Origin of the sequence: Aquirufa originis (assembly GCF_042714495.1) — a bacterium.
GTDB classification, from domain to species: Bacteria; Bacteroidota; Bacteroidia; order Cytophagales; family Spirosomataceae; genus Aquirufa; species Aquirufa originis.
Genome location: NZ_JBBKXY010000001.1, coordinates 275722 through 296227 on the forward strand (window position 1 = coordinate 275722; position 20506 = coordinate 296227).

17 protein-coding genes are annotated in these 20506 nt (G+C 42.2%); 11 read left to right on the top strand and 6 right to left on the bottom strand.

Translation table 11 applies throughout. From position 1 onward, the window contains the following. Positions 1-6: 6 nt before the first annotated feature. The 3 genes from SKC35_RS01170 to SKC35_RS01180 are packed head-to-tail and all read left to right on the top strand — an operon-like array spanning position 7 to position 2578. Positions 7-957 carry a CPBP family intramembrane glutamic endopeptidase gene (locus SKC35_RS01170; protein WP_377977676.1) on the top strand — a complete coding sequence of 317 codons (951 nt, stop codon included), beginning with the start codon at positions 7-9 and terminating at the stop codon, positions 955-957. Between the two features lie 5 nt (positions 958-962). After that, positions 963-1802 (top strand): phosphatidate cytidylyltransferase, encoded by an 840-nt coding sequence (locus SKC35_RS01175; RefSeq protein WP_377977677.1) that lies wholly within the window; start codon positions 963-965, stop codon positions 1800-1802. A gap of 53 nt (positions 1803-1855) precedes the next feature. Beyond that, positions 1856-2578, top strand: coding sequence for a peptidase associated/transthyretin-like domain-containing protein (locus SKC35_RS01180; protein WP_377977678.1), 723 nt, complete (start codon positions 1856-1858; stop codon positions 2576-2578). Here SKC35_RS01180 and pgeF read toward each other — a convergent pair. From pgeF to SKC35_RS01195, 3 genes are read right to left on the bottom strand one after another with little or no spacing between them, the layout of a single operon-like run. Continuing rightward, positions 2555-3298, bottom strand: a complete 744-nt coding sequence (gene pgeF / locus SKC35_RS01185; protein WP_377977679.1) for a peptidoglycan editing factor PgeF — start codon at positions 3296-3298, stop codon at positions 2555-2557. The two genes, SKC35_RS01180 and pgeF, sit on opposite strands and share 24 nt — an antisense overlap. Beyond that, complete coding sequence (locus SKC35_RS01190) at positions 3288-3911, bottom strand: gluconate 2-dehydrogenase subunit 3 family protein (protein WP_377977680.1); 624 nt, start codon at positions 3909-3911, stop codon at positions 3288-3290. The genes pgeF and SKC35_RS01190 overlap by 11 nt, the downstream gene beginning before the upstream one ends. 1 nt (position 3912) lies before the next feature. Then, positions 3913-5670 carry a GMC family oxidoreductase gene (locus SKC35_RS01195; protein ID WP_377977681.1) on the bottom strand — a complete coding sequence of 586 codons (1758 nt, stop codon included), beginning with the start codon at positions 5668-5670 and terminating at the stop codon, positions 3913-3915. Positions 5671-5743: 73 nt separating this feature from the next. On the opposite strand from SKC35_RS01195, the gene mutS reads away from it, so the two are divergent. Beyond that, positions 5744-8374, top strand: coding sequence for a DNA mismatch repair protein MutS (gene mutS / locus SKC35_RS01200; protein WP_377978398.1), 2631 nt, complete (start codon positions 5744-5746; stop codon positions 8372-8374). A gap of 138 nt (positions 8375-8512) precedes the next feature. Here the strand turns inward: mutS and SKC35_RS01205 are convergent, their stop codons facing one another. Genes SKC35_RS01205 through SKC35_RS01215 form a run of 3 tightly spaced genes read right to left on the bottom strand, consistent with a single transcriptional unit; the run spans position 8513 to position 10801 of the window. After that, entirely contained in the window at positions 8513-9394 is an 882-nt protein-coding gene (locus SKC35_RS01205) for an NAD kinase (protein WP_377977682.1), read from the bottom strand. Beyond that, positions 9394-10032 carry a CBS domain-containing protein gene (locus tag SKC35_RS01210; protein WP_377977683.1) on the bottom strand — a complete coding sequence of 213 codons (639 nt, stop codon included), beginning with the start codon at positions 10030-10032 and terminating at the stop codon, positions 9394-9396. Before SKC35_RS01210 ends, SKC35_RS01205 begins: the two co-directional genes overlap by 1 nt. A gap of 7 nt (positions 10033-10039) precedes the next feature. After that, the gene (locus SKC35_RS01215) at positions 10040-10801 is read right to left on the bottom strand and encodes an alpha/beta fold hydrolase (protein ID WP_377977684.1); all 762 of its coding nucleotides are present in this window, start codon (positions 10799-10801) and stop codon (positions 10040-10042) included. A gap of 90 nt (positions 10802-10891) precedes the next feature. On the opposite strand from SKC35_RS01215, the gene SKC35_RS01220 reads away from it, so the two are divergent. The 7 genes from SKC35_RS01220 to SKC35_RS01250 all read left to right on the top strand — a co-directional run bounded on the left by SKC35_RS01220 (position 10892) and on the right by SKC35_RS01250 (position 20497). Beyond that, the gene (locus SKC35_RS01220; protein WP_377977685.1) at positions 10892-12055 is read left to right on the top strand and encodes an NAD(P)/FAD-dependent oxidoreductase; all 1164 of its coding nucleotides are present in this window, start codon (positions 10892-10894) and stop codon (positions 12053-12055) included. Positions 12056-12114: 59 nt separating this feature from the next. Beyond that, a complete protein-coding gene (locus SKC35_RS01225) occupies positions 12115-13428 on the top strand; it encodes a vanadium-dependent haloperoxidase (protein WP_377977686.1) in 1314 nt (437 codons plus the stop codon). Beyond that, positions 13428-13817 carry a group III truncated hemoglobin gene (locus SKC35_RS01230; protein ID WP_377977687.1) on the top strand — a complete coding sequence of 130 codons (390 nt, stop codon included), beginning with the start codon at positions 13428-13430 and terminating at the stop codon, positions 13815-13817. The genes SKC35_RS01225 and SKC35_RS01230 overlap by 1 nt, the downstream gene beginning before the upstream one ends. A gap of 1 nt (position 13818) precedes the next feature. Then, complete coding sequence (locus SKC35_RS01235) at positions 13819-14874, top strand: GHMP family kinase ATP-binding protein (RefSeq protein WP_377977688.1); 1056 nt, start codon at positions 13819-13821, stop codon at positions 14872-14874. Next, the gene (locus tag SKC35_RS01240; RefSeq protein WP_377977689.1) at positions 14871-15740 is read left to right on the top strand and encodes a sugar phosphate nucleotidyltransferase; all 870 of its coding nucleotides are present in this window, start codon (positions 14871-14873) and stop codon (positions 15738-15740) included. Before SKC35_RS01235 ends, SKC35_RS01240 begins: the two co-directional genes overlap by 4 nt. A 39-nt stretch (positions 15741-15779) precedes the next feature. Then, complete coding sequence (locus SKC35_RS01245; RefSeq protein ID WP_377977690.1) at positions 15780-17081, top strand: gluconate:H+ symporter; 1302 nt, start codon at positions 15780-15782, stop codon at positions 17079-17081. Positions 17082-17317: 236 nt separating this feature from the next. Continuing rightward, positions 17318-20497, top strand: coding sequence for a SusC/RagA family TonB-linked outer membrane protein (locus tag SKC35_RS01250; RefSeq protein WP_377977691.1), 3180 nt, complete (start codon positions 17318-17320; stop codon positions 20495-20497). Positions 20498-20506: the final 9 nt, after the last annotated feature.

Sequence of the window (20506 nt, forward strand, 5' to 3'; positions counted from 1 at the left end):
AGCATTATGGTAGATAACAATTTTCAAGGCCCCGAACGTTACATCGGATTGCTGTCCAAAATCTTAATATTATTCGGATTTTTCCTGTTAGGAGGCTTTATCGGCCAATTTATTGGTTTATTATCCGTCGTTTTAATTGTGGGTTTTCCTACACAAGACGTAAATCAATTTCAAAAATCAGTGCTAGATTTCATGGCTCATCCCCAAAACTATGAGGGAGCCTTCCGCGCCATGATGGCTTTGCAGTGGTTTTCCGCTTTATTTACTTTCGTAGCTAGTTCATGGGCTTATTTGCGTTGGTCTGAAAAGCGTGATTTAAATTCCCTTTCTAGTAATTCTAGTCCTGATTACCGTATCTTTTTATGGTCAATCATCACTATTTTAGTGGGAATGCCGCTCTTAGAATACATTATTCAATGGAATGAATCCATAGTGTTGCCTGCTGGCTTTGAAGAGACGGAGAAATGGATGCGTGCCTCGGAAACGCAATTAGCGGAATTGACGAAATTTTTAATCGATTTTCATAGTCCTATGGACTTCGCGATTGGATTAGCGGTCATCGCTGGATTAGCGGCCTTAGGGGAGGAATTGTTCTTTAGAGGTGTTTTACAGTCGCTTTTTGAGCGGTATACGGGTAATCATCATGTGGCGATTTGGGTGTCTGCGGGCATTTTTAGCTTTATTCACTTTCAGTTTTTTGGCTTCTTTCCGCGTTTATTTTTGGGTGCCTTTTTTGGGTATTTGTATGTGTGGAACCGCAATATCTGGATTCCAATCGTGGCCCATTTGTTCAATAATGGCTGGACGCTGACGATGCAGTATATGTATCAGCAGAAACAAATTGCAGTAGATCCGGAGAAATTAGGAGAAATTACGCCTTGGTGGTCAGTGGTGATTTCTTTCGTCTTAGTAGTGTTTTACATACGTCGCCTGCACAGCATGCGCTTAGAAAAATAAGATTTATGAGTTTACGAGAGATGTCTAATTTGCAACAACGCGTGATCGCAGCCATCATTGCGGTGCCGTTTTTGCTTTTTTGTGTGCTGTTTAGTGATTATACTTTTTTGGGTTTGTTCCTGTTAATCGGGGTTGCAGCGCAACTGGAATTCTACAAATTAGTGGGAAGTATCAGCGATAATTTACCGCTAACTTTTTACGGAACCTTTTGCGGCGTTGTGCTCCATCTGTTGACCTTTTTTATTGAGAAAGGGGAGATTGCTTACTCGAATTACTACATTTTATCGCCTTTATTAGCTTTGATTTTCTTCATTAAGCTGTATAATGCCAAAGACGAAAAGCCCTTCAAAAACATCGCTTATACCTTTCTAGGGATTATTTATGTGGCGCTTCCCTTTGCTTTATTGACGGTATTAGCCTTTCTGAAAAACGAAACATACGATCCTCAAATCATATTAGGTTGCCTTTTCTTATTATGGGCAAGTGATTCTGGGGCGTATTTTGCGGGTACTAAATTTGGTAAAACGAAACTATTCGAACGCGTTTCCCCTAAGAAATCGTGGGAAGGAAGTATTGGTGGTTTGATCGCGGCGATGATCGTTGCTTATGTTTTATCGATGTATTACACGAATTACGAGTCGTGGCAGTGGTTTGGCATCGGTATCATCATAGTGGTGGCAGGTACGTATGGTGATTTAGTGGAATCTCTTTTCAAACGCAGTATCAATATCAAGGATTCGGCAGACACGATTCCGGGACACGGGGGCTTCTTAGATCGCTTTGATGGGCTTTTGCTATCGATTCCGTTCATTATCACTTTCTTGAAATTATTTCCAAAACTCTAAGCATTAACAGGCTTTAACAGCATCGAATTCTTTTTTTGCTTAATTTCGGCTTTATGAAAAAACGGTTAGCTGTTCGTGTGTTAGGTGTGCTGGCTTTCTGCCTGCTATCTCTAACTGCCTTTTCGCAAGGGCAGGACAAAACAGTGTTGTTTCAGGGACGTGTAGTGGCTTCGAGTAATTCAGAGTTCCTTCCTTTGGCCTATATCTTTAATCCACAAGCGGGTCGCGGTGCTTTAAGTGATAATTTCGGGCAGGTAGATATGTATGTTTTTCCCGGCGATAGTTTGGTGATTTCCTACATAGGCTACAAGAAAAAATACTATATCGTGCCGCGTGACACGGAATTAGTGCACCAGGTGATTATTCCGATGGAAGAGATGACAACGATGCTTCGCGAAGTCAAAGTGTTTCCTCATTCGAGCGAAGAAGAGTTCAAACAGGCATTTTTAGCGATGCAATTACGGGACGCACAACAGCGAGATAACGCTCGTAATAACCTGGAACAGTCAAAATTAAACGTTTTTGCCCTGCAAGCTGGTATGGGAGCTTCCTCGAACTTTAGGAATTTTTCTGATATGATGATTTCATCTCAGGCCAATAAAAGTTTCTTCAATAGCCCTATGTTAGCTTTAACAAACCCGTTCGCTTGGATTAGCTTCATTAAGTCTGTGAAAAATGGGGATTTAAAGCGTAAGGATTACAAAAAGGCCTATGAGTTCTTGCCTAAAGAGAATTTGAATCGCCAAATGTTCCTACGCAACCTGAAAACCAATTAGGGCAAGCATTCTACCCGTAACCCCTTTTTCTGTTCTGTGTGAAAAGAAATCCGCATTGTTTTCCACTGTGCAGGCTGGATCGATTTCGATTTGCTCAATTCCTAGTGCTAATAATTGAGCTGCATTCGCCGCTTTCAAATCGACGTGCCATTTAGTTCCCTTACGCGTTTTAAGGGCTGTATCAAACTGAGAAGCCACTTCATCACCCACCTCAAAATGTCCCAAACTAATACATGGGCCTATGTAAGCCAGAATGTCTGCAGGATTTGATCCACGGTTCTCCATCATGCGTTTAGCTGTTTTGTACACAATTTGTGCAACAGTTCCTTTCCAACCGGCATGAATCGCAGCACAAACGCGCGTAACGGGGTCGGCTAATAAAATAGGCGTGCAATCCGCAATTCCCACTCCCGCAAAAACTCCGGGTTGGACAGAAATCATTGCATCGAATCCGGATTGATATCCGGCTCTGCCTGTCACCCAAATTTTATCGCCGTGTACCTGGTAGGAGCGGGCTAAATCCGCTGGTGAAATGCCTAAATCAGCGCATAAAAGAGAAAGATTCTGTTCAATGACTTCAGGTGCATCATTGGTGTGAACGCCTACGTTTAAAGAGGAATAAGGAATTTTACTTAAGCCGCCGTGGCGAGTGCTAACACCCGCCACGAGGCCTGGAATGGATTGGAAAATAGTGGGTCTAACGAAACGACTAGGCGTCATAACTTAAACCATATTGTTTTAACACTTCGTCTGGAACGCCGGCCCACTGATTAGGTGTGTTTCCTTTGTATTCGAGGTCTTCGATACCGATTTTAGAGGTATAGAATCCGGTTGCGGTTAAATTACGCATCAAGGTGAAGAATGATTCTCCTTGCGTTAAGTGTTTAGGCGTTTTACCTGGGTAAGCGATATCATCTACGATGTTAATCCGCTGTTTGGGCGTAATATCGATGAAGTTTTTAGAAAAACGCTTATTCGATTCTACATCTAACCAACGTAATCCACCGCGCATAGGCGTCTTGAATTCCGTTTTGTCTTTGACGATGAACTCGATAAAGGCGGTTACGCCGGATTGAGAGGCGCTGCCAGATTTCTTATCTGCCGGAATGATGATGTCAGATAGCACCGTAATCGTCGCTAATTCGTGTGCGTTCAAGAATACTTCCGCTTTTAGTGCCGCTTCTTGTTCCGCCTCGTCTTGCGTACGTCCGTTCGGTCTTTTGACCGGAACTTTGCCCAAATTTAAATTCTCAATCGCTTTTTCATCGGGATTGAAAACGGCTAAGCCCAGTGAACTTAAGCCCATATTTTTTAAATAGTCTCTTCTTTTCATCTTACAGGTTGCCTTTTTTGCGTTGATCGATAATGTATTCTGAGGTACGTAAGGATAGGGCCAAAATCGTCCATGTCGCATTTTTGTCTCCTTGAGAAACGAATGGAGCGGCATCCGCTACGAACAAGTTCTTCACGTCATGTGCTTGGCAGTTCGAGTTCAGTACCGACGTATTCTTATCGTTACCCATACGAGCGGTTCCTACCTCGTGAATAATGCGACCTGGGTCAGCTAACCCGTAGTTATTTTCTGCACCTGGTTTCTTGCCTAAAGCCTCTCCACCCATCGAGTGAATGATCTCTTCGAAGGTGTCTTGCATGTGTTTGGCCTGCTTCACCTCGTAATCGCTCCATTTGTAATTAAAACGAAGCACAGGGATACCAAATTTGTCTACGACGTTCGGATCAATTTCACAATAGTTGTCCTCGCGTGGCACAGGTTCTCCACGTCCTGCAAAACCGACGTAAGCACCATAGAAACGGCGATAATCCTCTTTCAAGGTCGCTCCGTATCCGCCGGCTGCTTTCTTAATACCATCGCGGTTAAAGTTCTCTTTCCCGTTTAAGCCTTCGATTCCCCAGCCGAAACCATAGTTAGGCATTCCCATACCACCACCGTATTCGATGTGGTAGCCACGCGGAAAGTCTAATTTCTTGTTATCTAACCACCATGGCGTATATACGTGCATACCACCCACACCGTCTTCGTTATAGCGTTTCCGGTCAAATAAAGACGGAATAATCGCGGAACGAGAAGCTCCAGTGGAGTCATTGATGTATTTTCCTACGACACCGCTGGAATTAGCGATACCATTAGGGAAGCGTGCACTTTTTGAATTCAATAATAAACGAGCTGTTTCACCAGCAGAGGCAGCTAAAACAACGATTTTTCCTTTGACAGAATATTCCATCATCGTGCCCGTATGCACATAAGAAACGCCCGTTGCTAAGCCTGTCACTGGATCAGTCAGTACTTCTCGCGCCATCGCGAAGGGAAGTAAAGTCGTATTTCCGGTTTGGACAGCTGGTTTTACTAATACCGATGACGACGAGAAATCGGCGTAGGCAGAGCAACCACGGTTACATTGTCCGCAATAAAAGCAAGAACCACGCTCGTTGTTAATCGGTTTTGTTAACATCGACATACGCGACGGATAGGTCGGGATGCCTAAGGCTTTGTTCGCCTTTTTGATCATTAATTCATGAAGACGAGGCTTAGGAGGAGGCAAGAAATAACCATCTGGATCATTTCTTAGGCCTTCATTTGTGCCAAAAACCCCAATCATTTGGTCTACCTTATCGTAATAAGGCTTCATATCATCATATCCGATCGGCCAGTCATCGCCTAAGCCATCGATACTTTTTCTTTTAAAATCATCTGGACCAAAACGTAAGGAAATACGTCCCCAGTGGTTCGTGCGACCACCCACCATTCGGGAGCGGAACCAATCAAACTTTGTTCCATTTTTACGTGTGTAAGGTTCACCCTCGATGTCCCAGCCGCCATAAGCAGCGTCAAAATCGCCAAAATTACGTAGCGATGAACTCGCTCCACGGCGAAGCGATTCGTAGGGCCATTTCATTTGGGTCATGTCTTTCGGATCTGCCGGGTCAAAAGGCTGCCCAGCTTCTAGTATGCACACTTTTGCTCCAGCTTTTGCCAGCGTGTGTGCAGCCATACCGCCACCCGCACCGGAACCTACGATCACTACATCGAAAACCTCTTGTTGAGATTTAATGTAAATAGAGGAGTTAATCATTTTGTTAATCTGGTTTAGAGAAATCAAAAATAGAAAATTTGGTTTATTTTTGTCATTATTAGAAAAGAAATATTTGGCACGGAAAGCAGACATCGGAGAGGAGCCATTGAAAAAAGGGGAAACCCCACTTTCAAGGCAGTTTAATCAAATCAAGGGGAAATACCCAGGGGCCATATTATTGTTCCGGGTGGGGGACTTTTACGAGACCTTTGGCCAAGATGCGGTGAAAGCCTCTAAAATTTTAGGGATAGTTTTGACGCGCCGTAATAATGGAAATGCCGATGCGGAATTAGCGGGTTTTCCACACCATTCATTGGACACCTATTTACCTAAATTAGTCCGCGCAGGCGAGCGAGTAGCCATTTGTGATCAATTAGAAGATCCGGCGACCGTCAAGGGAATTGTGAAGCGAGGGGTAACGGAATTAGTGACACCGGGTGTTTCGTTTAATGATCAAGTGCTTGATAATAAGCGTAATAATTACGTGGCGGCTATTTCTCTAGAGGAAAAATCGGCCACCTACGGAATTGCCTTACTGGATATCTCGACGGGGGAATTTATGTGCTCACAGGGTCCTTTGGCTTATATTCAGAAGTTAGTCCAAAGTTTCTTGCCGGCCGAGATTTTGTATCCCAAAAAACACCGCAGCGCTTTCATCGATGCGTTTGGAGAACAATTTCACAGCTTTACGATGGAGGAGTGGATTTTTACTCACGAATTCACCTATCCGCTCTTAACACAACATTTTAAGACCAAAAACCTCAAGGGTTTTGGGATTGAAAATAGTCCACTCGGCATTATTTCTGCTGGAGTCATTTTACATTATTTAGCCGAAACAGAGCACCGCGCGATCGGTCATATTTCTTCAATTCAACGCATTGAGGAGGATAAATACGTTTGGTTAGATCGTTTTACGATTCGAAATCTGGAACTAATTCATCCGACTCAAGAGGGTGGAGTTCCCTTAATCGCGCTCATCGACCAAACGTTGACGGCAATGGGTGGTCGTTTAATTCGTAAATGGCTGGTATTGCCTTTGAAAGATTTAAAAACGATCGAACAACGCCAAGAAGGCGTGGCGGGTTTACTTGCCTCGGATACATTATTGGATCAAGTTTCGGATTTATTAAAACCGATAGGGGATGTAGAGCGGATGATTTCCAAAGTCGCCGCAGGTCGCATCAATCCGCGTGAATTAAATGCCTTGAAGAAGGCCTTGCAACAGATTCCAGAGATTAAAACCTTGTTGTCAGCGTCTACGTCGCCGAGCCTTTCAGGTCTAGCGAACAGCCTAGATACTTGCGCGGATTTAGTAGGGAAAATTGACACGATTTTGCGCGAAGATCCACCGGTGTTAATGCACCAAGGGGGGATGATTAAAAGTGGCTATCTAGCGGAATTAGATGAATTGCACGGGCTTTCTAGTTCGGGCAAGAACTTCTTAGCTGATATCCAAAAGCGCGAAATTGAACGCACCGGAATTACTTCTTTGAAGGTTTCTTATAACAAGGTTTTTGGCTATTATTTAGAGGTTACAAATTCACACAAGGATCGTGTTCCTCCCGAGTGGATTCGCAAGCAGACTTTAGTGAATGCAGAGCGTTATATCACGGAAGAATTAAAGATTTACGAGGAGAAAATTCTGAGCGCGGAGGATAAAATATCCGTTATAGAATTCCGTCTATTCCAAGAATTAGTGTCTGAAGCATTAGGGTATATAACTCAGATTCAGCAGAATGCGCTGGGGATTGCTACACTCGATGTAGTAGCCTCCTTTGCTACGGTGGCGAAGAAGAACAACTATGTTCGTCCGTCTTTGAACGAATCGGAAATTCTCGATATTAAAGGTGGTCGTCACCCAGTCATCGAAAAACAGTTGCCAGCCGGCGAAAATTATGTCCCGAACGACATCTATTTAGATGATAAAACGCAACAGATAATGATGATTACGGGTCCCAATATGGCGGGTAAATCAGCTCTATTGCGTCAAACAGCCTTGATCGTCTTGCTTGCCCAAATGGGATCTTATGTTCCGGCTGAATCCGCGACGTTGGGTTTAGTGGACAAGGTTTTCACGCGCGTGGGAGCCTCAGATAACTTATCCAAAGGCGAATCCACTTTCATGGTCGAGATGACGGAAACGGCAGCGATTTTAAATAATTTATCGTCTCGCTCCCTCGTTTTATTGGACGAAATTGGTCGCGGAACCTCAACATATGATGGCGTTTCAATGGCGTGGGCGATCGCAGAACACTTGCATAATCATCCGTCTTACAAGGCCAAAACCTTATTTGCCACCCACTACCACGAATTAAACGAGTTAACTCAAGACTTCCCGCGCATTCAAAACTTCCACGTTTCGGTGAAAGAAGTAGGGAATAAAATCATCTTCTTGCGCAAATTATTGCCAGGCGGAAGTGCCCATAGTTTTGGTATCCATGTTGCTCAATTAGCCGGGATGCCTACTTCACTCGTATTACGTGCACACGAAATTCTTCAAAATCTGGAGAAAGATCACGTGTTAGAAGACAACATTGATAAGTTAAAAGAGATGCCCAAGGCTAACTACCAGATGAGTCTGTTTGGCGCTGAAATTCCGGAGGGACTTCAGAAAATCGAGGATCAATTAAAGGAATTAGATGTGAATTCGTTGTCGCCTATTGAGGCGTTGTTGAAGTTGAATGAGCTTAAAAGATTGCTTTAAATTTTAATTCTAAAAATGTGCTGCGCAATATTTTTATGAATTAAAATTTAAATCAAATCTTTATTCTTTTAAGTAGGGAGCGCAATTCATTTTATTCATTTGAAAAATATCGCGCAGCGCATTTTTGAATGAATAAAATCAATTGCGAACATCTAACCCCCAATTCAACTTACTCCGCAGCGTCTGCAAGAAATCATCCCCTGGAATTTTGATTAATTTTGCCGAGAATGGGGCTTTTTTGACTTCGATTTTGAAGTGACTGTCAATTACTTTTGAACGTGAATCCAGCGAAATAAGGAAGTTTTTGCTTCGAGAGCTTACCTCAAAAGTTAACACAGCTGAACTAGAAACAAGGAGCGGACGCACGTTTAAATTGTGCGGGCTCATGGGTGCAATAATAAAAATATCGGAACTCGGGATAACTAAAGGGCCTCCCACAGCTAATGAATAACCGGTAGATCCGGTGGCTGTAGAAACGATTAGTCCGTCAGCCCAATACGAGTTTAAATAATTGCCGTCTACAAAAGCTTTGATGGTAATCATCGATGACGTGTCGGTCTTCATAATACCTACTTCATTTAGGCCAAAACCTTTGCCATCAAAAAAGTCAACCTCGGATTCAACGGAAACCAAGCTTCTGTTTTCGATGCGAAAATTTCCTTGTAAAACCGTGTCTAATGCAGAACTGATTTCGGGGGGAGATAGGGTGGCTAAAAAGCCTAATCGTCCCGTATTGATACCTAAGATGGGGATTTCTTTGGCACCTATTTGAGTTAAGGTTTCCAATAGTGTTCCGTCTCCTCCAATACTCCAGGCCATGTCCGCGGACTCTAGTCCTTTTTCAGTAGAATAGCTGGGCACATCCGCGACAGAGAAACCATGTTCTAGGAGGTGATTTTTGAAAAAATCGGAGAGGATGGGTTGGCAGTTTTTGGCACAAATATCCGCCCACATTTTCTCCATCAAGGGCTTAGTTTCAGCCGAAAATGTCTTTCCGTGAATGGCTAATTGTACACTCATTATAGGTCAATAAAACGCATTAAATGATCAAAACGATCCTGATCTACTTCTAATTGCTCGCCAAAAACAAAGGCTTTTTCTATGAAAATGCTATGTCTTTCCAAATTGGATATAATCTTACCGAAGGTCTCTGTTTGAACCTGCAAAACAACATTGGGTTCTTGGAAAAAACTGCGTACTACAAAACCATTTTCCTCTTCGATAATTCGTATAATCGTGCTCAAACTATCACGAGATGCTTGAAATGGTATACGGATAATGCCCCCATTTTTATTTTCAACGCCTGAATTCAACAGGAGGTTTCCTACTTCAGTTTTGGTCAAATACCCTCTAAATTGGTTATCTGCATTTGTAATGGCGATGATATCGCAACTCGGTTCATCGAACCATGGCAAACTAGCTAAGACATCTTCCTCTTCTTCCATTTTGAAGCTGGAAAAATGATTTTTCAAGTCAGATAAGAATTGCTCAGGAGATAATGCCTGGCTTAAAATTTCTAAGGAAACTAAGCCGATATATTGCTTGTTTTCTGCCACTGCTAAAGCATTGACGCCCTGTGCGCGCAACGTTTTCAGTGCCTTTGCTACTGAATCTGTCAATCGCAACACCGGTAAATCGTAGTTTAGGTGTGAGAGCATTAACATATTAGACTGGATTTTGGTTTAACCACTCCGTTAATATCGTATTAAATTCGTCTGGGCGTTCCATCATAGGAGCGTGACAGCATTTGTCAATAAAGCGTAACGTAGATCCCTCGATTAATTGATTGAATTCATGTCCCACTTCTGGCGGTGTGATAGTGTCATTTAATCCCCAAATTAATAGGGTAGGAGCCTTTATATGTACAATATCTTTGGCCATATTATTGCGTTGCGCTGATTTTGCAATGGCAATAATACGCATCACTTTAGGGATGCTATTCGTAATTTCGAAAACCTCATCCACTAATTCTTTACTGGCCGTTTTAGGGTCATAAAAAGTGTATTCTACGCGTTCTTTGATGTATTCGTAATTCCCTCGCTTCGGATAAGAGCCGCCCATGGAGTTTTCAAAAAGACCTGATGAACCTGTTAAAATTAAACGCTGAATCTTTTCTGGGTGGCGTAAGGTGTAAATCAAAGCAACGTGGCCACCTAATGAATTGCCAATAGCGCTGAACTTATCAAGCCCTTTAAAAGCGACAAATCCTTCGATGAATTCCGTCAATCCTTCACAACCTGCTTCCCGAATCGGCATATCATGAATGGGCATCAGCGGAATAATGACTCGATAATTTGACTTGAAGTGATTAATTACTCCAGCCCAATTGCTTAATGCGCCGAACAATCCGTGAAGTAATAAAAGGGTTTCACCCTGTCCTTCGTCGATGTAACGGTACTCTCCTTCTGCCTTAATTAGGTACTCCATTCAGGAATTTTGTATTTATAAACTGCAATTTAATAAAAAGAATGTTAAACAATTTTAATTTTGCAGTGTTTTAAAAAATATAATTTATCTATGAAACCCATCTTAATTATCGGTGCTGGAATTGCGGGTTTACAGGCCGCCAATATTTTACACCAAAACGGCAGAGACTTCATTTTGTTCGAAAAGCAAGCCAAGGTTGGTGGGCGTGTTTCGTCTTTCGAAAAAGATGGATTTATTTTAGACCGTGGGTTTCAAGTTTTACAAACCTCTTATCCGGAAGTACAACGCTCACTAGACTTGACTGCACTTAATCTCCATTTTTTTGAGTCGGGTGCTATGATGAAAGATCAATTATTTTTTAATCCTCTCCGTCGCCCGTTTGAATTATTTTCCTCGGATATACTCACTTTCAAAGATGTATTTTCACTGGCCCGTATTTGGTTTAGGTTGCAGGGGGATGTGCCTGCTTTAGATAACAATAAGCAAACAACGCAAGAATTAATTGAATCCTACACGTTCTCAGATCGGTTTAAGAATGAATTTTTGATTCCGTTTTTTCAAGGCGTCTTTTTGCAAGAAACGCTGACTCAACCGGCGTCTTTGTTTTTCTATTATTTGCAACAGTTTTTGTATGGAAATGCGGCGATTCCAACGGGTGGAATGCAGGCGATACCAGATCAAATGGCCTCATCGTTGCCTACAGATAAACTAAAATTAAATCAAGAAATTGTCGCTATTTCGCCCACAACTATCACCCTGAAATCGGGTGAAATTATAAAAGGGGAGGCCGTTATTTTAGCGGTAGATTTACCGGTGGCGGCGAAGATTTTGGGTTTACAGACGCCGGAAACCTTAGCCTCAAGAACGTTTTATTTTTCAGCGAAAAAGACTGAAAGAGAACCGGCCTTATTGCGCTTGGTAGGAGAGCAACACTTACTCCATTTTACCTGTTTGACCGATGTGAATCCTGTTTTAGCACCTACCGGAAAAGCGTTGTATTCCGCGACTAGCCTACAAGTCAGTACGGAAAAAGACGTTAAATTGGCATTAGAAAAGCAATTACCTGGGCTAAAATTAACCCTTATTGAAAGCTTTGATATTCCGCATTCCTTACAAAAAGTGGATACCTATGAGGCTGTAAAGAATGCCGCTAATGGCATCGTTTTAGCTGGAGATTATTTGGAATTTCCGTCCTTGCAAGGAGCGCTTCATTCGGGTAGGAAAGCGGCTGAAGAAATTTTGGCTAGATCCTGATTTTCGTCAGTCAAATTATGCTTGATTTTCGTACCTTTGTGAGGTTAATCAAACCCTACATGAGAAAAATTATCTTCCTTTTCGCTGTATTGTTCGTAGCAGCTTGTTCTAGCTCGAACAAAGACTACCAAAAAGCGGCTTCCAATCCTGAATTCTTAATTCGTGCGGAAGTGATGTTAACTGAAAGTATCATTCACGATATTTTTGCTCCTCCCGTTTCATCCCGTATTTACATGTACGCTAGTATTGCAGGGTACGAGGCAGCTATTCATGGAGAAAAAGGGTATAAATCCTTAGTAGGCCAAATCAATGGTTTCGAGAAGGTCGCTCAGCCAGAAAAAGGCAAGGAATATTGCTATCCATTGGCTTCCACTCGTGCATTCTTGACGATGGGGAAGAAGTTGACTTTTGCACAAGAATTATACGATGAATTTGATCAGAAATTAGAAGAAGATTACAGAGCAACGGGTATTCCGGATGATGTGTATGAGCGTTCGATTGCTTTAGGTGATTCGATTGCGGAATCTGTGTTTAAATATGCAGCAAAAGATAATTACAAACAAACGCGTGGTTTTCGTTTTACCGTGACGAATGATCCTGGAACTTGGACTCCTACTCCTCCTGCCTATATGGATGCAGTGGAACCATTCTGGACTAAAATTCGTCCCGTAGGTCTTGATTCTTCAGCTCAGTTTCAGGCTCCAGTGCCATCTAAGTTTGATTTAACGCCTGGAACTCCCTATTACAAAGAAGTGATGGAATCCTACAACACGGTGAAAAATTTGACTGAAGAGCAACGTAATATTGCGAATTTCTGGGACTGCAATCCATTCAAAATGAACATTACAGGTCACGCAATGTTTGCTACCAAGAAGATGTCCCCTGGTGGACACTGGATGGGAATTGTGGGTCAAGTTTCTCGTCAATTAAAGAAGTCGCATGTTCAAGTGGCAGAGGCTTTTGTGATGACTTCGATGTCTATTTTTGATGGATTTATTTCGTGTTGGGATGAGAAATACCGTTCCGTGAGAATTCGTCCGGAGACCGTCATCAATAATAGTATCGATAAAAAATGGATACCGATTTTGCAGACTCCACCGTTCCCAGAATACACTTCTGGACATAGTACTATTTCAAGTGCGGCTGCTACGGTATTGACGAAATTATACGGGGATAATGTGGCCTTTAATGATTCTACGGAGATCCCTTATGGATTGCCGCCACGTAAATTTACTTCGTTTAAACAAGCCGCAGACGAAGCCTCTGTGTCTCGTTTGTATGGAGGGATTCACTTCCGTCCAGCCTTAGACCAAGGTGTGATTCAAGGGGCGAAAGTAGCCAACCAATTGCTGGCTAAAGTGAAAATAAAGTAATGAAAAACGACATCACTTCTAAAGCCGATATTAAAACATTTGTGGATGCATTTTATGCTAAAATGCCCTCAGATGATTTAGTAGGAAAGGTTTTCATGGAAGTGATGCACGTGGATTTCTCGACGCATCTCCCTAAAATGTATGATTTTTGGGAGATGTTGTTGTTTCAGGGGACTTCCTACCAAGGAGCGCCCATGCGACCGCATTTGCAGATCAATCAGATCCATCCCATTACGCCGGCTCACTTCGAGCGTTGGCTGGGGATGTTCAGAGAAACACTACGCGATTTGTTCGAAGGACCTAAGACAGAAGAGGCGATTACGAAGGCTGAAAACATCGCAGCCACGTGGGCCTATAAATTGGATTATTTAACGAATCACCCTGCATAAGATGATTGTATCAACCCCGGGCCGTATTTGTCTTTTTGGCGAACACCAAGATTATTTAGGATTGCCTGTGATTGCAGCCGCGATATCGAAACGCATTCAAATCGAGGGTGATTTTAGAGAGGATAACATCGTGCATTTTTCATTGCCAGATGTGGGAGGGGAAGAAACATTCGAATTAAATTATCCCTTAGCCTACACAAAAGAACGTGACTATTTCAAGAGTGTGTTAAACGTATTGCACCGCAAGGGACATCGCTTAGACAAAGGTTTGGAATTAACGGTGAGTGGCAATATTCCCATCAATTCCGGGACGTCTAGTTCGTCCGCTTTGCTCGTTTCATGGGTAAATTTTTTAAACGAAATATACAATTTAGGATATACCCAAAAGCAGGTAGGTGAAATCACCTACGAAGCAGAAGTACTTGAGTTTTCTGAGCCTGGTGGGATGATGGACCAATATTCTACTGCCGTAGGGAATGTGATTTATTTAGCCTCTGTGCCAGAAATTCACATAGAAACCTATGCTAGGGAATTAGGAACTTTTGTTCTAGGGGATTCGGAAGAGCCAAAGGATACCTTGGGGATTCTGAGCCATGTGAAGTTTGGGATGTTAGGTGGAATGAAAAAAATTCAGGCGATATACCCGGATTTTGATTTAGTGACAGAAAATGATCCTGCGAAGTACCGCGACTTGTTAACAGAGGACGAATGGGTGCTTTTGCAATCGAATATTAGTGATCGTGATTTGTTACTAGAAGCAAAGGCGATGTTTGAAGGTAAAATCGCTTGGTCTGATGAAAAATTAGGTTCTTTATTAAATGAACATCAAGTAAATTTGCGGGAACATAAACGAATTTCAACTCCTAAGATCAATAGAATGATTCAGGCAGCTTTGGAGGCAGGAGCTTTGGGAGGAAAAATAAACGGTTCAGGTGGTGGCGGATGCATGTTTGCTTATGCCCCTAATAATCCAGAAAAAGTGGTTGCGGCGATCGAGAAAGCGGGAGGGAAGGCCTATATTATTACAGTAGATAAAGGAACAACGAAAATAAAATGAAAAAGAGATTATTGATTTTAGCGGGTGGCATGGCCTCTCGTATGAAGAAAGCCTTAGCGGAGGAGAACAGTGATTTAGACCCGAAATTAGTGGCACAGGCGAATGCGGTGACCAAAGGGATGATCCAAGTAGGGAAGAATGGCAAAACGTTGATTGATTACCAATTATATAATGCACATTTAGCGGGTATCGAAGAAGTGATGTTATTATTACATCCGACGGATAGCGTTTCGCAAGAATATTGTGAGTCATTAATGGCAAAAGACGCGACTTGGGGAATGAAAATCGTCTTCGCACGCCAGCAAATTGCGGCGGATCGCGAAAAGCCAGCGGGTACGGCAGATGCAGTATATCAGGCTTTATCGCAGCACGTGGATTGGCAAACGGGTCGCGTGATCGTGTGTAATTCAGATAACTTGTATTCGGTGAATGCGTTGAAGACACTTTGGGCATCAGAAGTTCCTCAAGCCTTGATTTCGTATCACCGCGATAGTTTATTGTATCCAGAGGAACGTATTTCGGCTTTTGCCTTGATTCGCACCGATGCAGAGGGTTATTTGTTAGAGATTATCGAGAAGCCTACGAAAGAGCAGGCGGAAGAATTAATGGCGAAGCAAGGTCGCTTGGGCGTGAGTATGAATGTTTTTGTGTTTGAAGCGAGTACGTTCTTGCCTTATTTGGCCAAAACCCCATTCCACGCGGTACGCAACGAAAAAGAATTGCCTACATCTGTGGTTATGTTCGGTGAAGGGGAGGGCAAAGGGTTCTTCGCGATTCCCTTAGCAGAGAATGTGCCAGACCTAACTTCTAAAGAGGATATCTTAGTGATGCAGAAATATTTAGAGGAAACGTATGGCGATTTCTAAACCATAATGCTAAATTGTGAGTGATAACCTATTCACTCTATGACTTTATTGATTGTAATTGCTAGTCTTGGCCTTTTAGTACTGTTAATCACGTACTGGAAGGTCAATTCGTTTATATCCTTTTTGCTCGTAAGTATTTTTGCGGGCGTTTGCTTTGGTTTGCCGCTTCCTGATATTGCCAAATCCATCCAAAAAGGGTTGGGAGATACACTCGGATCTTTGGTCGTGATTCTCGTTTTAGGGGCGATGCTGGGAAAATTGGTGGCGGCCTCAGGTGCTGCTAAACAGATTTCAGGTACTTTAATCGATCTTTTTGGGCTTTCAAATATTACCTGGGGGCTGATGCTGACGGGTTTCGTCATAGGGATTCCCTTGTTTTATAACGTGGGATTTGTCTTGATGATTCCACTGATCTTTTCGTTAGTACAGCAATACAAGATTCCACCGCTGATGGCAGGCGTTCCTATGATGGCCTCTTTGTCTGTGGCACATGGGTTTTTGCCGCCGCATCCGTCGCCGGCAGCTTTGGTAGCTCAGTTTCACGCGAATATGGGGGAAACGTTAATGCTGGGAATGATGGTGGCGATTCCGGCGATTATTTTGGCGGGTCCTATTTTTGCCAAAACTTTGGCCCATCTCCCCGTCAAACCCTTAAAATCATTCGCAGCAGCTGAAGTAGATGAAACGAATCTGCCCAGTAAAACGGCCAGCTTCATTGCAGCCCTTTTTCCTGTGTTTTTATTAGTAGGCACCACCATCGCCGAAGTTCAATTGCCGGATTCTCCTGTAGTGAAATTTATCGCTGATCCAGCGATGGTCATGTTAGTGGCCATTTTAGTGGCTACCTATATCTTAGGTATACGTAGAGGCAAGAAAATAGAAGAGGTGATGAATGTCTATGGAGAGGCGGTAAAAGACGTAGCCATGATTCTTTTGATCATTGCGGGTGCAGGAACCTTGAAAGAGATTCTATTGGTTTCTGGTGTCAGTAAAGAAATTGCGTCCTACTTAGGTGGCCTACCTATTCATCCGCTTGTTTTAGGCTGGATGATGGCGGCGATTATTCGCGTTTGCTTGGGTTCTGCCACGATTGCAGGCTTAACCGCAGCGGGAATGATTTACCCCTTAGTGGCTGCAGGCGGCGTAAACGCTAACTTAATGGTCTTGAGTATCGGTGCAGGTAGTCTGATGTTCTCTCATGTGAACGATACAGGCTTCTGGCTATTTAAAGAATACTTCAATTTAACAGTCAAAGAAACCCTACGATCTTGGTCCTTAATGGAGACAATTGTATCGATTAGTGGACTTGTAGGCGTGATGATTTTGAATCAATTCTTGTAAAAAGCCTATTGTATCAAAAAAATACAAAATTTATCATTTGATTGTTTTTTTGTATTTATCCAAATATTGTACGCTTAATCAACTGTTTTACAGCATAAAAACGGGAATATTCCCATTTTGACGTTTGATTATTCGTCATTTTCAATCTTTTTTTTGTTTGTTTATTAACATTTCGTTAATTTTCGTACGATTGATTTATTTATCAACAACTTTTTTCAACCCTAACTTAAATGTTCATGAAAAAAAATTTACTCATGACTTTGCTGTTTACTCTACTATCGGTAGCGAGCTTATTCGCTCAAGATAGAAAAGTAACAGGAAAGGTGACCTCGGCCGAGGACGGCTCTGGTCTTCCAGGTGTTACTGTTTCTATTAAAGGAACAGGCAAAGGAACGCAGTCAGATGTATCGGGAAATTACTCCCTATCTGTTCCGAGTTCAGCTACATTAGTTTTCTCTTTTGTAGGATTAAATCCACAAACAATCACTGTGGGAAATCAATCAGTAATTAACGTGAAGTTAGCTACTGACTCTCGTCAACTATCTGAAGTTGTCGTAACAGGTACGGGTACTGCCATTGACAAGCGTTCAACGGCGATCGACGTACAAGCCATTACGGCAAAAAGCTTACCATCAGTTCCTGGTGCTTCTGTAGATCAAGCCTTAGTAGGTAAAATCGCGGGTGCTCAGATTTCTTCTGGAAATGGTATGCCAGGTCAACCAGTTAATATCGTTTTGCGTGGTATTAACACAATTAACCGTGGTACTACACCGATGATCTTATTAGATGGTATCGAATTAGGTTCTACTGATTTAAATTCAATCGACTTAAACGTGGTTGAAAGAGTAGAGGTTATCCAAGGTGCGGCTGCTGCAACGATCTACGGTGCGCAAGGTGCGAACGGGGTAATTCAATTATTCTCGAAAAAAGGTAAGTCAGGTAAAGTAAACATTGACTTCTCTTCATCCGTGATTACAGGTACTCCTTTGAACGTGGGTAATGTGCGTAAAGCAACAATGCACGGTTTCAAAACGAATGCAAACAATGAAGTAATCGGTGGTTCAGGCCAACCTTTAGCTTTAGATCCAGTGTATGGTTCTTATGGAGAGAACGTAATTTTCGCTTCGACAGATCCTACGGTCTTGATCAACAAGCCTTATGACAAAAACTTGTTATACAATGATCACTTCAAGGAGTTCTTCGTATCAACTACGAACTACAATAACTCATTAGCGATCTCTGGTGGTGCTGAAAAAAGTGACTATGCATTAACGCTATCTAATTCAGATAACGCAGGTCCATTCAAAAACATCGGTGGATTAAATCGTACGAACTTAACGGCTAACTTAGGTTTTGAATTAGCAAAAGGTTTGAAATTGCGTTCAATTACACAATTAGTGTATACTAAGAACACAATCAACGATGCTTCTGGTCGTTCAATTATCTACTCTGTATTTAACTCTCGTCCATTCGCTGATTATGAGTTCAAAGATAAGGATGGTAACTACCCTGTATACTTTGGTGATGCAGTAGGTGTGAATGGTGCTAACCCTAACTTCGTTAATGCTTATACGCAATCTTTGATCAACACGATTGATGTGAACCAAAGCTTGAACTTAAACTACGAGGTGAACAAGTTCGTTACTTTAGACGCGAAATATGGTATTAACTACCAAACACAATCTGAGAAATATACGTATTTGAACCAATCAGGTAACAAAAACGTAATGGATCAACAATACTGGTATTCTTACTACAACGGTAATGATGCAAATGGTGAGATTGTTAATTTCCAATCGACTAAGACTTTCCAAAACTTCTTAGCATCTGCTTACTTCAAGACAGATTTCCAAAAAGATTTCAATATCAACATTCCATTACGTACAACGACTCAAGTAGCATTTGACTACAGAAATCGTTACAATACGTCATACGGTTCATATGGTATTGGTTTACCAAACTATACTCCTTTCAACACGTCTCAAGCGGCTGAAACGAAAGTAGTGACGGATTATAGAACACCGTTTGTAACCTATGGTTATTTAGCAACGCAACGTTTAGATTACGGTACATACGGTGGTTTATCTGCTGGTTTCCGTACGGATTTCTCGTCAGCCTTCGGTGCTGCGTCTACTCCGCAAACCTTCCCTCGTGGAGATGCTTACTTACGTATCTCTGAATTAGGAATTTTCAAAAACTCAGCGATTAGCACAACAGTGGAAGATTTCAAAATCCGTGCAGCATACGGTGAGGCAGGTATCCAGCCAAATGCATTTGACCGTTATATTACCTTAAACACAGGTGTAATTGGTGGTGGAAATGCGTTCTTTTTCCCATTAACGCAATCAAATCCAGCGTTGAACGTAGAGATCTCTAAAGAATTAGAAATTGGTACAGACATCGGTTTGAACTTAGGAAAATCATCTCCTTGGTTAAACAGTGTTAACTTATCTGGTTCATACTGGAAGCGTTCTACTGACAATGCGATCTTTAACGTAGATGCTGCTCCTTCTTCAGGTGTAGGTACAGTGAAAGATAACGCGTTCTCTTTAGCTTCTAATGGTATCCAAGCGAGTTTAAATGCGCAAATCTACAAAGATGCAGATTGGACTTGGAACTTTACAACGAACTTTGGAAAGCAAACTTCTGAAATCACAGCCGTTCGTGGTGGTGCTGAAGTAGTGGTTACTTCTTCTGCTGGTTCTACAGGTTATGTATTGAAAGCAGGTCAAAAAATCGGCCAATTATATGGTTTCTATGGAGTTCATAGCGTAGATGCTTTATTACCAGATGGTACGCCAGCAATCGCTGAAGCTAACCGTGGCTTATATGAAGTAGCTAGTAACGGATGGGTAGTGAAGAAGTCGACAAAGGCTCCTTACTTCTCTACGAAGCAATATAGCTTTGGTGATCCTAACCCAGCATTCAATGCTTCATTCATCAATGAATTATCGTACAAAGGAATCGTAACTTTCAACCTACAAGTTGATTTAGTTCAAGGTGCTCACATCTACAACCAAACGAAAGAATGGATGTACCGTGATGGTATCCACGCTGATTACCAACAGCCAATCACAATCAATGGTGAAACAGGTGCTTGGTCCGCATTCTACCGTGGGGTATATGCAGAGGTTTCACGTAACGGTACGAAGAACTACTTCTACGAAGATGCTTCTTTCGCACGTTTACGTAATTTGTCAGTAGGTGTTGATTTAGTGAAAGCCTTAGGCATCAAAGGATTCCGTAAGTTACAATTAGTAGCTTCTGGACGTAACTTGTATACGTTAACGAACTATACAGGGATGGATCCAGAAATTTCTTCTGGTTCTAATAACTCTGCTTGGGATCGTGGAACGGATCACAATACAATGCCAAATCAACGTTCATACCAAGTACAGTTGAACATTGGTTTCTAATTTCAGAAT

Excerpts from the sequence above, each read along its gene's own strand:
- SKC35_RS01180 (WP_377977678.1), top strand. The coding sequence starts at position 1,856 with ATGAAAAAACGGTTAGCTGTTCGTGTGTTAGGTGTGCTGGCTTTCTGC.
- SKC35_RS01210 (WP_377977683.1), bottom strand. The coding sequence starts at position 10,032 with ATGCTCTCACACCTAAACTACGATTTACCGGTGTTGCGATTGACAGAT.
- SKC35_RS01215 (WP_377977684.1), bottom strand. The coding sequence starts at position 10,801 with ATGGAGTACCTAATTAAGGCAGAAGGAGAGTACCGTTACATCGACGAA.
- SKC35_RS01195 (WP_377977681.1), bottom strand. The coding sequence starts at position 5,670 with ATGATTAACTCCTCTATTTACATTAAATCTCAACAAGAGGTTTTCGAT.
- SKC35_RS01170 (WP_377977676.1), top strand. The coding sequence starts at position 7 with ATGGTAGATAACAATTTTCAAGGCCCCGAACGTTACATCGGATTGCTG.
- SKC35_RS01245 (WP_377977690.1), top strand. The coding sequence starts at position 15,780 with ATGACTTTATTGATTGTAATTGCTAGTCTTGGCCTTTTAGTACTGTTA.
- SKC35_RS01220 (WP_377977685.1), top strand. The coding sequence starts at position 10,892 with ATGAAACCCATCTTAATTATCGGTGCTGGAATTGCGGGTTTACAGGCC.
- SKC35_RS01205 (WP_377977682.1), bottom strand. The coding sequence starts at position 9,394 with ATGAGTGTACAATTAGCCATTCACGGAAAGACATTTTCGGCTGAAACT.
- SKC35_RS01235 (WP_377977688.1), top strand. The coding sequence starts at position 13,819 with ATGATTGTATCAACCCCGGGCCGTATTTGTCTTTTTGGCGAACACCAA.
- pgeF (WP_377977679.1), bottom strand. The coding sequence starts at position 3,298 with ATGACGCCTAGTCGTTTCGTTAGACCCACTATTTTCCAATCCATTCCA.
- SKC35_RS01230 (WP_377977687.1), top strand. The coding sequence starts at position 13,428 with ATGAAAAACGACATCACTTCTAAAGCCGATATTAAAACATTTGTGGAT.
- SKC35_RS01225 (WP_377977686.1), top strand. The coding sequence starts at position 12,115 with ATGAGAAAAATTATCTTCCTTTTCGCTGTATTGTTCGTAGCAGCTTGT.
- SKC35_RS01175 (WP_377977677.1), top strand. The coding sequence starts at position 963 with ATGAGTTTACGAGAGATGTCTAATTTGCAACAACGCGTGATCGCAGCC.
- SKC35_RS01240 (WP_377977689.1), top strand. The coding sequence starts at position 14,871 with ATGAAAAAGAGATTATTGATTTTAGCGGGTGGCATGGCCTCTCGTATG.
- SKC35_RS01190 (WP_377977680.1), bottom strand. The coding sequence starts at position 3,911 with ATGAAAAGAAGAGACTATTTAAAAAATATGGGCTTAAGTTCACTGGGC.
- SKC35_RS01250 (WP_377977691.1), top strand. The coding sequence starts at position 17,318 with ATGAAAAAAAATTTACTCATGACTTTGCTGTTTACTCTACTATCGGTA.